The organism is Azospirillum sp. B510 (assembly GCF_000010725.1).
Lineage (GTDB): Bacteria > Pseudomonadota > Alphaproteobacteria > Azospirillales > Azospirillaceae > Azospirillum > Azospirillum lipoferum_B.
Map to the genome: position 1 here is coordinate 2,087,266 of NC_013854.1, position 15,063 is coordinate 2,102,328.

Annotated in this window: 14 protein-coding genes; 7 read left to right on the plus strand and 7 right to left on the minus strand. The window is 67.6% G+C overall.

Going from position 1 to position 15,063, the window contains the following annotated elements; translation table 11 throughout:
- Window positions 1-2: 2 nt before the first annotated feature.
- Window positions 3-2,525, minus strand: coding sequence for a sensor domain-containing protein (locus AZL_RS09615; RefSeq protein WP_042442896.1), 2,523 nt, complete (start codon window positions 2,523-2,525; stop codon window positions 3-5).
- Between the two features lie 232 nt (window positions 2,526-2,757).
- On the opposite strand from AZL_RS09615, the gene recO reads away from it, so the two are divergent.
- Both recO and parC read left to right on the plus strand, forming a co-directional pair.
- Window positions 2,758-3,480: a DNA repair protein RecO gene (gene recO / locus AZL_RS09620; protein WP_012974440.1), complete on the plus strand. Its 723-nt coding sequence runs from the start codon at window positions 2,758-2,760 to the stop codon at window positions 3,478-3,480.
- A 20-nt stretch (window positions 3,481-3,500) separates the two neighbouring features.
- A complete protein-coding gene (gene parC / locus AZL_RS09625; protein ID WP_012974441.1) occupies window positions 3,501-5,726 on the plus strand; it encodes a DNA topoisomerase IV subunit A in 2,226 nt (741 codons plus the stop codon).
- A gap of 64 nt (window positions 5,727-5,790) precedes the next feature.
- Here the strand turns inward: parC and AZL_RS09630 are convergent, their stop codons facing one another.
- Genes AZL_RS09630 through AZL_RS09650 form a run of 4 tightly spaced genes read right to left on the minus strand, consistent with a single transcriptional unit; the run spans window position 5,791 to window position 9,053 of the window.
- Window positions 5,791-6,768 (minus strand): MotE family protein, encoded by a 978-nt coding sequence (locus AZL_RS09630; protein ID WP_012974442.1) that lies wholly within the window; start codon window positions 6,766-6,768, stop codon window positions 5,791-5,793.
- Window positions 6,765-7,397, minus strand: coding sequence for a DUF6468 domain-containing protein (locus AZL_RS33350; protein WP_012974443.1), 633 nt, complete (start codon window positions 7,395-7,397; stop codon window positions 6,765-6,767). The genes AZL_RS09630 and AZL_RS33350 overlap by 4 nt, the downstream gene beginning before the upstream one ends.
- On the minus strand, window positions 7,394-8,467 hold the full coding sequence (fliM, locus tag AZL_RS09645) for a flagellar motor switch protein FliM (protein ID WP_012974444.1): 1,074 nt from the start codon (window positions 8,465-8,467) through the stop codon (window positions 7,394-7,396). Before fliM ends, AZL_RS33350 begins: the two co-directional genes overlap by 4 nt.
- Before the next feature lie 28 nt (window positions 8,468-8,495).
- Window positions 8,496-9,053, minus strand: a complete 558-nt coding sequence (locus AZL_RS09650; protein ID WP_012974445.1) for a flagellar basal body-associated FliL family protein — start codon at window positions 9,051-9,053, stop codon at window positions 8,496-8,498.
- Between the two features lie 533 nt (window positions 9,054-9,586).
- Here AZL_RS09650 and flgF point away from each other — a divergent pair.
- The 5 genes from flgF (at window position 9,587) to AZL_RS09675 (ending at window position 13,223) form a co-directional block, all read left to right on the plus strand.
- Complete coding sequence (flgF, locus tag AZL_RS09655; RefSeq protein WP_012974446.1) at window positions 9,587-10,309, plus strand: flagellar basal-body rod protein FlgF; 723 nt, start codon at window positions 9,587-9,589, stop codon at window positions 10,307-10,309.
- Between the two features lie 31 nt (window positions 10,310-10,340).
- Complete coding sequence (flgG, locus tag AZL_RS09660; RefSeq protein ID WP_012974447.1) at window positions 10,341-11,126, plus strand: flagellar basal-body rod protein FlgG; 786 nt, start codon at window positions 10,341-10,343, stop codon at window positions 11,124-11,126.
- A gap of 48 nt (window positions 11,127-11,174) precedes the next feature.
- Window positions 11,175-11,954 carry a flagellar basal body P-ring formation chaperone FlgA gene (gene flgA / locus AZL_RS09665; RefSeq protein WP_012974448.1) on the plus strand — a complete coding sequence of 260 codons (780 nt, stop codon included), beginning with the start codon at window positions 11,175-11,177 and terminating at the stop codon, window positions 11,952-11,954.
- Between the two features lie 13 nt (window positions 11,955-11,967).
- A complete protein-coding gene (gene flgH, locus AZL_RS09670) occupies window positions 11,968-12,735 on the plus strand; it encodes a flagellar basal body L-ring protein FlgH (RefSeq protein ID WP_012974449.1) in 768 nt (255 codons plus the stop codon).
- Window positions 12,736-13,028: 293 nt separating this feature from the next.
- Window positions 13,029-13,223, plus strand: coding sequence for a hypothetical protein (locus AZL_RS09675; protein ID WP_042442902.1), 195 nt, complete (start codon window positions 13,029-13,031; stop codon window positions 13,221-13,223).
- A 544-nt stretch (window positions 13,224-13,767) separates the two neighbouring features.
- Here the strand turns inward: AZL_RS09675 and dksA are convergent.
- Complete coding sequence (gene dksA, locus AZL_RS09680; RefSeq protein ID WP_012974451.1) at window positions 13,768-14,187, minus strand: RNA polymerase-binding protein DksA; 420 nt, start codon at window positions 14,185-14,187, stop codon at window positions 13,768-13,770.
- 247 nt (window positions 14,188-14,434) lie between these two features.
- A complete protein-coding gene (locus AZL_RS09685) occupies window positions 14,435-14,860 on the minus strand; it encodes a flagellar assembly protein FliX (protein WP_012974452.1) in 426 nt (141 codons plus the stop codon).
- Window positions 14,861-15,063: the final 203 nt, after the last annotated feature.

Below are 15,063 nucleotides of genomic sequence, written 5' to 3' on the forward strand. Positions count from 1 at the left end.
GCTCAGGCCGTCGCTGGCGAGGCAAGGGGATCGCCCTCGGCGGCCAGCAGACGCTCCACCGCCTCGGGCGGGGCGGGTCGGGCGAAGTGATAGCCTTGGGCGTACTTGCACAGACCGCGCAGATACACCGCTTCCTCGGCGGTTTCCACCCCTTCCGCCACCGCGTCCAACCGCAAAATGGTGGCGAGGCCGGCGATGACCTGGACGATGGCGGCGTTGCCCTCCCCCGTCGACAGGGCGCGGACGAAGCTGCGGTCGATCTTCAGCACATTCACCGGCAGCTTGTGCAGATAGGCCAGCGACGAATAGCCGGTGCCGAAATCGTCGATCGACAGCCGCACCCCCATGTCGCGCAGGCTCTGCAACAGCATCCGGCATTCGTCCGGATCCTGGACCAGCAGGCTTTCCGTCAGTTCCAGCTTCAGGCTGGAGGGCGGGATCGGCACGGCGTCCAGCAGGTCGCGCACGGCGCCGACGATGTCGTCGTCGCGGAACTGCCGGATGGAGACGTTGACGCTCATGAACAGCGGCACGGGCCGCGGGAAGCGCGCCTGCCACGCCGCCAGCTGCCGCACCGCCTGTTCCAGCGCCCAGCGGCCCATCGGCGCGATCAGGCCGGTCTCCTCGGCCAGCGGGATGAACTCCGCCGGGGGGACGAGACCGCGGTCGGGATGGTTCCAGCGCATCAGCGCCTCGAAGCCGGCGATGGCGCCGGTCTCCAGGAGGACGATGGGCTGGTAATGCAGGCAGAGATGCCCCTGCTCCACGGCGCCGCGCAGGTCGGCCTCCATCCGCATGGCGGTCATCGCCTGCCGGCGCAGGTTGGCGTCGAACAGGTCGATGCGCGCCCGCCCGCCGCTCTTGGCGCGGTACATGGCGAGGCTGGCGTCGCGCAGCATGTCCTCCGCCCGGTCATAGCCGGTCTGGCTCAGCGCCACGCCGATCGAGGCGGTCAGCACCACATCGCGCCCCTCCTCCAGCATGACGGGCCGCGAGATGGCGCGCGCCATCCGTTCCGCCGCCGCCAGCGCCTCGCCGGCGTCGTCCAGATCGTCCACCAGCACCGCGAACTCGTCGGCCGAAAGGCGGGCCAGCGTGTCGCCGACGCGGCGGCTGGCATCCAGCCGCTTGGCGACGATCCGCAGCACGCGATCGCCGGCGCTGGTGCCCAGCGCGTCGTTGATCGCCTTGAAGCGGTCCAGGTCGAGGATGATGGCGGCGAAGGGGCGGGCGCCGGCGCGGCGGTTGCGGTCCAACGCCTGGCCGATACGATCCAGCATAAGGGTGCGGTTGGGCAGCCCGGTCATGCTGTCATGGACGGCGTCGAACAGGATCTGCTGTTCGGCCTTCTTGCCCGCGGTGATGTCGGTCATCGAGCCGGCCATGCGGACGGCGCCGCCCCGGTCGTCGCGTACCGCCAAACCGCGCACCAGCATCCACAACTCCAGACCGGCCTTGTCGCGGATGCGGAATTCATGTTGCAGATGCGGACGCTCGCCGCTCAGATGGAGGTCGATGGCGGTGCGCAGCCCGGCGAGGTCGCCCGGCACCACCCGCTGGAACCATTCCTCGATCGAGCCGGCGATCTCCGCCTCGCCGAAGCCCAGCATCGCCTTCCAGCGCGGCGAGTAATAGACCTCGCCGCTCTCGATGTACCAGTCCCATAGCCCGTCGGCCGCCCCGGCGGCGGCCAGCGCATAGCGTTCCTCGCTCTGGCGCAGGCGCTGTTCGGCGGTCTTGCGATCGGTCACGTCGGCCTGGCTGCCGACCAGCCGGATCGCCTTGCCGGCGGCGTCCAGCACCGCGATGCCGCGGCAGGCCATCCAGCGGATCGCCCCGGCGGCGTTGCGCATGCGGTATTCGACCTGGAAGGCCGCGTTGGGATCGCCTCCCTCCGCACCGAGAAAGGCCATGGCGTCGGTCAGGATCCCCCGGTCGGCCGGCAGGATGCGGCCCAGCCATTCCTGCGGATGGTCGGTCAGCTCGGCCGGCGACAGCCCGAGCAGGGAAGCCCAGCGCGGCGAGTAATAGACCCGGTCGGTGACCAGATCCCAGTCATAGAGCCCGTCATTGCTGGCGGCGGCGGCAAGGGCGTAGCGCTCCTCGCTGCGGCGCAGCTCCTGTTCGGCATGCTTGAGGTCGGTGATGTCGGCGACGGAGCCGACCAGCCGGACGGGTTCCCCCGCATCGTCCATCACCGCCATGCCGCGGCAGACCAGCCAGCGCCACCGCGGCTTGCCGCCGGCGGCCTGCCCGGATCCCGCCCTGCAAACGCGGTGTTCGATCTGGAAGGGGACGGACAGCCCGACCATCTGCGCCTCGAACGAGGCGTGCAGCCAGTCGATGTCCTCCGGGTGGACCCGCGACAGCCAGTCGTTCGGCCGGTTGGAGTTGCCCGGCGGCAATCCGAGAAAATCCTTGAAGCGGGGAGAGAGATACAGCGTGTCGTTGCGCAGATCCCAATCCCAGACACCCTCGGTTCCGGCCTTTTCGGCCAGCAGATATCGGTCGATGTTGGTGCTCAAGACCCCTCGTCAGACCCCTCGTCCAGACCCAGTGGCGCGGGCCCGTCGGCGGTCCGCGATTGGTGGGGTCCTCCACCGTTGAGGTGGCCGATCATATGGGCGTTTTTGTGAAGAAACCATAAATGCTTCAAACATGTGACCGCCACCGGCGACAAAGGGTTCCCTGGGCGGAGATTTTTTCCTATATTAGGATAGCGTACCAACGCCCGCCCTCCTCCAGCGAACGACACCGATGGATTGGTCCGATCAGGGAATCGTTCTGTCCGCCCGCCCCCAGGGGGAAGGGTCAGCCGTCGCGACCCTGCTGACGCGCGGCCACGGCCGCCATGCCGGCATGGTGATGGGTGGACGCTCCGCCCGTCAGCGCGGCACGCTGGAGCCGGGCACCCTGGTCCACGCCCGCTGGCGCGGGCGGCTGCCAGAGCATCTTGGCCATTTCACGCTGGAACCGGTGAGGGGCTATGCGGCCGGCTTCTTCGACGACGCCCAGGCGCTGGCCGCCCTGACCAGCGCCTGCGCGCTGGTGGAGGCCGCCCTGCCGGAACGGGAGGCCCACCCCGCCCTGTTCGACGGGCTGCTGGTCCTGTTCGGCCTGCTGGACAGCCCGGCCTGGGCCGAGACCTATGTGCGGTGGGAGGTCGGGTTGCTGGCGGAGCTCGGATTCGGCCTCGACCTCGACCGCTGCGCGGTGTCGGGGGCCAACGACTATCTCGCCTATGTCAGCCCGCGCACCGGGCGCGCGGTGACCGCGTCGGTCGGCGAACCCTACCGTGACCGGCTGCTGCCTTTGCCCGATTTCCTGGCCGGACGCGGCGGCGGCGGGCCGGCGGCGGTGGCGGACGGGCTGCGGCTGACCGCGCATTTCCTGGAACGCCACCTGCTGAACGGGCCGCTGCCGCCCGCGCGTGAGCGCTTGCGGGAACGTTACGCGAACGCGGTAGCGCGGTCCGTCTGAAACTGCTAGACCCCATCATCATGAAGCCGCAAAACCCCGCCTCCGAAATCCTGGAAAAGCCGCTGGCCGATGCGCTCGGCGAGCGGTATCTCAGCTACGCGCTGTCCACCATCATGTCCCGGTCGCTGCCCGACGTGCGCGACGGGCTGAAGCCGGTGCACCGACGCCTGCTGTTCGCCATGAGCCAGCTCCGGCTGGAACCGACGACACCGCCCAAGAAGTCGGCCCGCGTCGTCGGCGACGTGATCGGTAAATTCCACCCGCACGGCGACAGCTCCGTCTATGACGCGCTGGTGCGATTGGCACAGGATTTCTCCGTCCGCTATCCGCTGGTCGACGGCCAGGGCAATTTCGGCAATATCGACGGCGATAACGCCGCGGCGATGCGCTACACCGAGGCCCGGCTGACCGAGGTCGCCAAGGCCCTGCTGGAGGGCATCGACGAGGACGCCGTCGATTTCCGCCCGACCTATGACGGCGACGGCGAGGAGCCGGCGGTCCTGCCCGCCAACTTTCCCAACCTGCTGGCCAACGGGTCGAGCGGCATCGCGGTCGGCATGGCGACCAACATCCCGCCGCACAATGTCGGCGAGATCTGCGACGCGCTGCGCCATCTGATCAAACACCGCGACGCCCCGATCGAGACGCTGGTCGGCTTCATGCCCGGCCCGGATTTCCCCACCGGCGGCGTGCTGGTCGAATCGCGGCAGAATGTGGTCGAGGCCTACCGCACCGGCCGCGGCGCCTTCCGGCTGCGCGCCCGCTGGGAGGTGGAGAAGCTGGCCCAGGGCACCTGGCAGATCGTCGTCACCGAGATGCCCTATCAGGTGCAGAAGGCCCGGCTGGTCGAGAAGATCGCCGAGCTGCTGCTGGCCAAGAAGCTGATCCTGCTAGATGACGTGCGCGACGAGTCGGCGGAGGATGTCCGCCTCGTCCTGGTGCCGAAGAGCCGGAACGTGGATCCCGAGGTGCTGATGGCCTCGCTGTTCCAGGCGACCGACCTGGAGATCCGCTTCTCGCTGAACATGAATGTGCTGGGCGCCGACCATGTGCCGCGGGTGATGAACCTGCGCGAGGTGCTGCAAGCCTTCCTCGACCACCGTCACGAGGTGCTGGTCCGCCGTTCCAACCATCGCCTGACGCAGATCGACCACCGGCTGGAGGTTCTCGGCGGCTATCTCGCCGCCTATCTGAACCTCGACGAGGTCATCCGCATCATCCGCGAGGAGGACGAGCCCAAGCAGGAGCTGATCCGGGCCTTCACCCTGACCGACGTGCAGGCCGACGCCATCCTCAACATGCGGCTGCGCAACCTGCGCAAGCTGGAGGAGATGGAGATCCGGCGCGAGCACGAGGCGCTGACCGGCGAGAAGAACGGCCTGCTGGAGTTGCTGGGCGACGAGGCCCTGCGCTGGAAGCGCATCGCCGAGGGGGTGGCCGAGATCAAGAAGAAGTTCGGGACCGGCGCGCTCGGCAAGCGGCGCACCGACGTCGCCGACGCCCCCGCCGTGATCGAGGTGCCGCTCGACGCCCTGGTCGAGCGCGAGCCGGTGACGGTCATCTGCTCCGCCAAGGGCTGGATCCGCACGGTGCGCGGCCATCTGACCGACGCCGAAGCGGAGGATGTCAAGTACAAGGACGGCGACGAGCGCGGCTTCGTCGAGCGCTGCGAGACGACCGACAAGCTTCTGGTCTTCGCCAGCAACGGCAAGTTCTTCACCATCGGCGTCGACAAGCTGCCGCGCGGGCGCGGTTTCGGCGAGCCGGTGCGGCTGATGATCGACCTTGGCAACGATGTCGACATCGTCGACCTGTTCCGCCACCAGCCCGGCCGCACCCTGCTGGTGGTGTCGGAGGACGGTCGCGGCTTCCGCGTCGAGGAGGCGGAGGTGCTGGCCCAGACCCGCAGCGGCAAGCAGGTCTTGAACCTGGAGGATGGCAAGTCCGCCCGCATCTGCCAGCCGGTGAGCGGCGACACCGTCGCCATCATCGGCAACAACCGAAAGATGCTGGTCTTCCCGCTGGACCAGGTGCCGGTGATGACGCGCGGCAAGGGCGTCCAGCTTCAGAAATACAAGGACGCCAGCGTCGCCGACGTGAAGACCTTCACGCTGGCCGAGGGGTTGAGCTGGAAGAATGGCGAGCGCAACTTCAACGTGACCGACCTGACCGGCTGGATGGGCGACCGCGCCGGCCAGGGCAAGATGCCGCCGAACGGCTTCCCGAAGAACAACCGGTTCATGTGATGGCTGGGGGGGGCAGTTTGGCCCCCCAGCTGATCTCCCCCGCTCTCGCGGGGGAGGGGGCAAATCACTTCGGCGCCGTGACCGTCGCCGTCAGCGGCACGCGCCGCTCGACCAGGGCGGCGGTGACCTCCTTGGCCTTGACCGGGTCCATCGCCGCCAGGATCGGCGCGGTCTTCTGTTCCTTCATCTTCTGGATGACGCCCAGCAGCACCGGCATGTCGAGCTCCTCGAAGATGCGCGCCGCCTCCTTCGGCTTCATCGTCTCGTAGATCTTCACCAGACTGTCGAGCTGGGCCGACTGCTGCTGGTCACCCTGCGACATCAGCTTCTGGATGTCGGCCTTGGTCTTCTCCATCTCCGCGACCTTCTGGTCGATCCGCTTCTCGGCGGCGGCCAGCAGGGCTTCACGCTGCTCCATCTCCTTGGTGCGGCGCTCGATCTCGGCGCGGCGCTCGGCGAAATGCTGGAGCAGCTCCTGGTTGTCGATGGGGCCGAGCGGTGCCGGCGGCGCGTTGGCCGCCGGAGCGTTCGCCGAACCGCTCGACCCGCCGGGAGCCGGCGGCGGCTCCTTGCCGGCCGGCTTGGTGGTCGCGGCGGGAGCCTGACCCGGTGGCGTCGCCGGGGTCGAACTCTGCGGTCCCTGGGCGAGGGTGACCGGGAAGTCCGGCAGGCGGGCGTCGTGGGTGGCGAGCCGCCACAGGTCGCCGACCCGCACACCCAGCATCATCACCGCGACGAAGATGGTCAGCGGCAGCAGACGGAAACGGAAGCCGCGCATCCGCGCCCGCAGCCGCTCGGTCAAGGGAACGCGCGGCGTCGCCGGCTTGCGCGCCGTCCTGGCCTTCGCCTTGCCCGTCTTCGCCGGAGCCTTCCTGGCGCCCCCCGGCCGGACCGCCGGCAGTTGCGCCTGCTGGGCCTGCTGGGCGGCCAAGGTGGGAGAGGTGCGGACACCGGTCGGTGCGGCGCCGGCCGGCCGGATCACGACCTTCGGCTCCTGGGACGCCCCCGCCATGGGCTTGCCGTCACTGCTGCGCATGCTCATCCAAGCCCCTTGCCGGCGTTCTCGATCGCCTGAAGCAGTTCACGTTCGGCCCGGGACAGGCTCTCGCCATCGCGGGTGATGGGGTCGCGCGCCTCGGCCGGCGGTTCGGCCCGCGCGGCGGCGCGGCGCGGCGGCGCGTCCAGCCGGGCCGGCGGCGGGGCATGATCGTCATGATCCTCCTCGGCCGGCAGGCTGCGCAGGGCCGGGCGCGGCGCCACCAGCGGCGCCCTGGTCGGATTACGCGCGGCCAGCGCCGGCGCCACCGCGGTGGAGCGGCCGGCATCGCGGGCGCTCTCCCGCCGGGCGTCCCGCTCGCCGACGCCACCCAGCCGATTGGCCAGCGCGTCGGCCGCCTCGATCATGAATTCCAGCTCGTCGCGCAGGGTCTGCGCCTTGTTCACCGTGCGCTGGAGATCCTCGCCGGTGTCGCTGGCCGCCTTCTTCAGCGTGCGCACGCCGCTTTCCGCCCGCCCCATCGCGTCGTTCAGTCCCTGGATCAGTTCGGCCATCTCGCCGCGGCTCTCGCGCAGCGCGATGATCTGCCGGTTCAGGATGATCGCATAGGCGATGGTCGCGGCCAGCAGGCCGACCATCACGACGTCGATGATGATGGAGACCAGCGGACTCATAGCCTCATGACCTCCTGCTTGGGCAGTTCCTTTTCCAGGCGGACGGCGATGTGTCCGCCCTTGCGCCCCATCCGCCCCTGGAACATCGACACGTCGCCACAGCGCAGCTCGATGGCGCCGTCGGGGGTGGCGTTCAGCAGGATTCGGGTGCCGACGCGCCAGTTCAGCACGTCGTGCAGGGTCATCGTCACCTCGTCCAGCACGGCCGACAGGTCGACGTCGGTCACCATCAGCTCGGACGCCAGGTGGGTTTCCCAGATCGAGTCACGGCCGAACTTCTCACCCATGAACATCTGGAGCAGCAGCTCACGCACCGGCTCCAGCGTCGCGTAGGGGATCATCAGCTCCAGCCGGCCGCCGCGATCCTCCATGTCGATGCGAAGCTTGACCAGCACGGCGGCGTTGGCGGGCCGCGCGATGGTGGCGAAGCGCGGGTTGGTCTCCAACCGGTCGAAACGGAAGGTGACGGGCGACAGCGGGTCGAAGGCGGCGGACAGGTCGGACAGCACCACATGGACCATGCGTTCCACGAGGTTGCGTTCGATGGTGGTGTAGGGGCGGCCTTCGATGCGCATCGCCGCCGTGCCGCGCCGGCCGCCCAGCAGCACGTCGACGATGGAATAGATCAGCGCGGAATCGACGACCATCAGGCCGTAATTGTCCCACTCCTCCGCCTTGAAGACCGACAGCATCGCCGGCAGCGGGATGGAGTTCAGGTAATCGCCGAAACGCACCGAGGAAATCTGGTCGAGGCTGACCTCGACATTGTCGGAGGTGAAGTTGCGCAAGCTGGTGGACATCATGCGGACGAGGCGGTCGAAGACCACCTCCAGCATCGGCAGGCGTTCGTAATTGACCAGCGCCGAGTTGACCAGCGCCATGATGCCGGAGTTGTCGCCGTCGCCGGCACCGCCCTGGTCGAAGCCCAGCAGGCTGTCGATCTCGTCCTGGTTGAGGACGCGCGTCGAGCCGCCGCCGCCGACCTCGCCGACATCGCCGCTGTCCTCGGCCAACGCCGCCCATTCCGCGGCAAGCCGTTCCTCTTCGCTCAGTTCACCGGTGTCGCTCATCGGCCCCCATCCCCACCTGACCGGGCCCTCACTGGACCAGCATTTCCTTGAACAGCACGTCCTTCACCTTCACCGGATAGGCGGCGGCGGTGATGCGCAGAAGCAGCTCCTGGCGCAGCCGGTACATGCCGGCCGATCCGCGCAGATCCTCCAGCCGCAGCTCGCGCAGATAGACCTGGAAATTGTCGATGATGCGCGGCAGCACATGCTCCACCGCCCCGACATCCTCCGGCTTCGACAGCTGGATGGATATCTTGATCTTCAGGAAGGCCGGGCGCTTGTTGCCGGTGTTCAGGTTCACCAGCATGTCCGGCAGATCATAGAAGATCGGCGCGGCGTGCGCGGCGTCGCCCTTGCCGGCCTCGGCCCCATGGTCCCCTTCCTTGGCCGCGGCCTGCTCCCCCTCCTCCGCCGGCTTCTCCTTGCCGAGCAGCCCGTCGAGCAGGCCGGAGAAATAGACGCCGGCACCGGCGCCGATCAGCAGGACCAGGGGAAGAACGACGAACAGGACCAGCTTCTTGCCACTGAATTTCTTCCGCGGCAGGCCTTCGGTCGAAAGTTCGCCGGCGTCGGATTCGGCAGCCATGACATCCTGATCGTTCGAGACATGAGACGGCCCAGGCATGCGGCGCCTGACCCTGACAAAGCTACTTTTGGGATAGTTAATAACTCCTTTCGAGGGACGGTTGGACCGTTCCGGACGGATAGGTTTCCGTCCCCTGTCACCATTTCGGCACGCTTCTTGATTGGGACTGCCCGGCAATCCGTGCCCGAGCCGCGTCCGTCCCGCACCCGTCAGGCGGCGACGGCCGCCATCAGGCCCGGACTCCGCCCCAGGCGACGCCGTTCCCCCGGACCGGCGGAGCCGCATCCCACGACCCCGCCGCGCCCGCCGCGCGGCGGGAACGGGAAGACTTGCCCGGTCCAGCCCGGCAAGGAACGCCCCCGTCCCGGCAGATTCTGCCCGGCATCCCCTGCCCCAGCGGGCGGGACCGCCCCCGTCTTGCCCGGACCGACGGGATTTCCCGGCTTTCCGGGAATTGGCACGCCGCCTGCATTACCCTTTTCGCCGGTCGGACGCTGTCGCCCGATCCGTTCGCAAGGTGAAGAGGCCGCAAGATGGAAAATTCGATCTACGTCGCCATGTCGCGCCAGATGGCGCTGCAACGCCAGCTGGACGTTACGTCGAACAACATCGCGAACATGAACACGACCGGCTACAAGAACCAGCGGATGCTGTTCACCGAATTCCTGGAAAAGCCCGGCCTGCATGAGAAGGTCAGCTTCGTCCAGGACCGCGCGGTGGTGCGCGACCTGTCCAACGGCGCCATGACCCAGACCGGCAACCCGCTGGATCTGGCGCTGACCGGTCAGGGCTATTTCACCGTCGATACCGCCAGCGGCCCGCGTTACACCCGCGCCGGCAATTTCCGCATGAATGACCAGCGCCAGCTGGTGGATGCCGGCGGCCTGCCGGTGCTGTCCAACAACGGCCAGCCCATCACCCTGCCGGCCGGCACCAGCGACGTGAAGGTCAGCGGCGACGGCACCGTCGCCACCGAGCTGGGCCCGGTCGCCAAGCTGAACATCGTCACCTTCAAGAACGAGCAGCTGATGACCGAGGTCGGCAACGGCCTGTACGTCACCGACGAGCAGCCCCAGCCCGCCCCGGCCGAGACGAAAGTGGCACAGGGATTGCTTGAGGGTTCCAACGTGAAGCCCGTGGTCGAGATGACGCAGATGATCGACATCCAGCGTCAATACATGTCGGCTCAGAAGATGATCGACAACGAACACGAGCGTATCCGCACGATGATCCAGCGTCTGGGCCGCACCGCCTGAACCAGACCGACGACGAGAGGAGAAGACCACAATGCGCAGCCTCGCCATCGGCGCCACCGGCATGATCGCCCAGCAGCTCAACGTCGAGACGATCTCCAACAACATCGCCAACTCGACCACCACCGGCTACAAGAAGCAGCGGGCGGAATTCCAGGATCTGCTTTACCAGAATTTCCGCCGCATCGGCTCGACCTCGTCGGATGCCGGCACCGTGGTGCCGACCGGCGTGCAGGTGGGGGCCGGCGTGCGCGTCGCCGCGGTGGCCCGGGTGCTGGAACAGGGCAACCTGAACATCACCGACAACAAGCTGGACGTCGCCATCAACGGGTCCGGCTATTTCCAGATCACGCTGCCCAGCGGCGACACCTCCTACACCCGCGCCGGCAATTTCAAGCTGTCGCCGCAGGGCGTGATCGTCACCGCCGACGGCTACACGGTCCAGCCGAACATCACCATCCCGACCAACGCGGTGGACATCTCCATCAACTCGTCGGGGGAGGTCCTGGTGAAGCTGGACGGCCAGACGGCGACGCAGAATGTCGGCCAGATCCAGCTCGCCACCTTCGCCAACGCCGCCGGCCTGGAAGCCACCGGCGACAATCTGTTCATGGAGACCGCCGCGTCGGGCCAGCCGGTGACCGGCAACCCCGGCGCCCCCGGCTTCGGCCGCGTCACCCAGGGCGCGCTGGAGACCTCCAACGTCAACGTGGTGCAGGAGATCACGACGCTGATCACCGCCCAGCGCGCATACGAGATGAACTCCAAGGTCATCAAGACCACCGACGAGATGATGCAGCAGGCAAGTCAGATGAGGTAACGGCGGCGCCGTCGCCTCCCTTCAGCCTTCACCTCGGGACTTTCCGCCATGATCCGCACCCTCGCCCCCCGCCGCCTGCCCGCCCTGCTTCTTGGCGCCGCCCTGCTGACCGCTCCCGTCACGGGTCCGGCGGAGGCCCTGGCCGCCTCGGCGGCCGGCGCGTCGATGCCGGCCCCGGCGCCCGACGTCGTCTATGGCATGCCGCATGTCGAGGCGGTGCTGTCGGACGCGCTGTCGCGGGTGATCACCGCCGGCCGGTTGCAGATGGAGCTGGACAGCCGGGCGCTCGAGCTGCGCGCGCCCCAGGGCGCCGGCGGGCTGGCGGTGGAAAACCTCTATTACAGCCCGGTCCAGGGCCGCTTCGCCGCCGAGATCGTGGTGACCGGCAGCCAGGTCCGCCTGCCGGTGTCGGGCCGCGCCTTCGGCGTGGTGCAAATCCCGGTGCTGTCCCGCCGCATCATCCCCGGCGACGTGATCGGCCCGGGCGACATCGACTGGCAGGACGTGCGCGCCGACCAGACCACCAGCGACACCGCCGCCACCGACGCCCAGCTGATCGGCATGACGCCGAAGCGCGGCGTGTCGACCAACCAGCCCGTCCGCCTGCGCGACCTGCAATCGCCGCGCATGATCGACAAGGGCGCCATGGTGACCATCACCCTGACCACCCCCTCGATGACGCTGACCACCCAGGGCAAGGCCCTGCAGGATGGCGGCAAGGGCGAGGTCATCCGCGTCGTGAACACCCAATCCAACCGCATCGTCGAAGCGACGGTCGCCGGCCCCAACGTCGTCGCCGTGGCAAAGCCCGGCCTCATCGCGCAGTGAGGAGAAAGCTCCAATGACCGCCACCATCATGACCGCCCGCCTGATCCGCTTCGCGATGATCGCCACAGCCGCCACCTCGCTGACCGCCTGCGGCGCCGCCTCGCGCATCGCCGACATCGGCAAGGCGCCGGAGATGAGCAACATCCAGGATCCGCAGGCTAAGCCGGGCTACCAGCCGGTCAGCCTGCCGATGCCGACCCCGCTGCCGACGGAGCGCAACCCGAACTCGCTGTGGCGGACCGGCGCCAAAGCCTTCTTCAAGGACCAGCGCGCCGGCAAGGTCGGCGACATCCTGACCATCAACATCTCGATCGCCGACCAGGCCAAGCTGTCGAACGAGAGCAAGCGGGCGCGCGCCAACACCGAAAAGGCGGGCATCCCCAACCTGTTCGGCATGGAAGGTGACACGCTGAACCGCATTCTGCCGACGGGCGCCTCGGCGACGAACCTCGTCAACATGAACAGCAACACCAACAACGACGGCAAGGGCTCGGTCGACCGCAACGAGAAGATCGAGCTGAAGGTGGCGGCGCTGGTGACCCAGACCCTGCCCAACGGCAATCTGGTCATCCAGGGGCGCCAGGAGGTCCGGGTGAATTACGAACTGCGCGACCTGCAGATCCACGGCGTGATCCGTCCCGAGGACATCACCGCGCAGAACACCATCAGCTACGAGAAGATCGCCGAGGCCCGCATCTCCTACGGCGGCCGCGGCCAGATCACCGACGTCCAACAGCCGCGCTACGGCCAGCAGCTGTACGACATCATCATGCCGTTCTGAGGAATTTCCGCAGGCTGAACGATAGGGACGCGCGCCCTGTCCCATGGGAAATTGCTGCCGCCTGGTGGCTTGTGCCGAGCCGATGTTGCCGAGCCACCATCCCTTCCGAAAGCAACGTCCCGCACAGGCACGACAAGGCCGATGGCGGAATGCGCCCGGCGAAAGCGTGACCATCAACCGAAGCGGGTTCGCGCGGAGCCAAGCCGATCAGGGTGATTCCCTATGCCATAAGGCATGAGACCTTAGTGCCATTTCATGATGATGCATCTGAACCAATCGGAAAGGTGCCCGGCATGAAAGTCATCCTCTCCCCCTGCGCGCCCTGCGGAATCCCAGGCAAGCTCCGAAACGCCAGCCCGCTACTGGAAATCGCGCAGGCGATCTCCGACGATTGCAAGGATGGCGTGACGGTGGAGGTACTCGATGATTGCGGCAAAACGGCCGCGGTGTTCGGCGAACGAAAGGATGACGACGTCGAGCTGTTCTGATCGATTGCAGCCGGGCCGCAGGGAGGCACCGGCCAGCTGATCGGGCGCGGGGATGCCCGCCAACCGCACGCAAAGCCGCCTGCGCGGTCTATTGTCCGCTCATGGCGGCATTTCCCGGTCGCGCGACGTCCTCAGCTGGCCGCAGGGGACGTCCCACCCTGGCCGCCGCGGCTTTCATCGCGATCCTCTGGGCCATCCTCTGGGCGGTCCAGGGCCGCGTTGATCTGGTCCAGCGTACGGCCGCATCCGGTACAGACATCACCATCGATGGCACACATGCCAAGGCAATCGGGGTCGTCGCTCATCGCAATCTGGCTTGCCTGACGGTTGGGGGAAGCGGCGCCATCCCTGACGGCGGCGCGGGTTCAAACTGGAGGATGGTGGGAAAGCGACGAAGGCGCCGGTCAGGGACCGGCGCCTTCGCTGTGTCTGACGGCGCTCTTTCCGATACCAGCGCCCCCCGCACCTGCGCTGTCTCCGGCGACCGGGACCGGGGAAAGCGTTGGTGTGGGGAAAGCCGGCGCGATATCGGGCGATGGCGATGTCAGTCGTCGCGCTGGGTCCTCTCCATCCGCTCGTGACGCTCCTGGGCCTCCAGGCTCAGCGTCGCGATCGGCCGGGCATCCAGCCGGCGCACCGAGATGGGATCGCCCGTCTCCTCGCAATAGCCGTAGCTGCCGTCGACCAGACGCTCCAGCGCGGCGTCGATCTTGGAGATCAGCTTGCGTTCGCGATCGCGCGTCCGCAACTCCAGCGCGCGATCGGTCTCCGCCGAAGCGCGGTCGGCGATATCCGGTTCCTGGATACCACCCTCCTGGAGACTGTTCAGCGTGCCGGTGGATTCCGCAAGCAGTTCCGCGCGCCAGCGCAGCAGCTTCTGGCGGAAATATTCCCGCATGATCGGGTTCATGAACTCCTCGTCTTCCGACGGGGAATAGTTCTGGGGCAGAAGCGGCGACGTCATCCGAAAGCATCCAGCGAAAAAGGGGTGATCCGGGCGGCGCGGAGTATAGGCACGCCACGGCGGGACCGCAACCCTATGGTTTGCCCCAACAACGACCAAACAAGCCCTTGGAATAAAAAAGATTTGTCAGCGTGGCACATTCGCCGCGCCATGCGCAGGGATAGATCCCGGCGCATCCGGGGGGCGTCCCGCTCCGCCGGCGTTACCACCGGCGCTCCCGCCCGCAAGTCCGGGCGGCACATGGATTTCAGGAGGTGAGCTTCGCCAGTTCGACCTGCGCCCGCAGATCGATCTCATCCAGAATTTCCGCCAGCCCCGGATCGTCGACATGGGCGCGGCGCGTCTGCACCACCTTGGCCAGGTCGATCAGCTTCTGCGCGGACAGGGTGCCCGACAACAGGCCGTGCTGGATTTCCTCCAGCCGGTCCAGCATCTCCTCCGCCCGCATCTTGCCGCGCGAGGCGCGGGCGGTGGCGTCATCGGTCGCATCGACCTCCTGCAAGGCCAGAACGCCCGAAACCCCACCCGTCGCGGCGGTGCCGCTGACGCCATGGGCGGACCCGGCCTCTCCCACCAATTGCTTGGAAAAGGCTGCGCCGGACGAGCCTTCGGCCTTGCCGGTGCGGCGTACCGACCCACTGCCGCGTATTTTTCCGGAGCCTTCGACTTTCATGATCCGTGCAACCGTTTGCAGTAAAGGATGCGTAAACGCGCGCACTGTAGATGGATCAACCTTAACATCCGGTCAAGCCTTGCCGCAATCGGGCAAAAATTGCCGGGCCGGCTGTGACCGAAAGGCGCCATTTTCCGGGCATTCTTCAGGATGGGGGCGGAATGCCGCCGCGCGGCGCGTCTGGCACGGGGTTTGTATAGAAG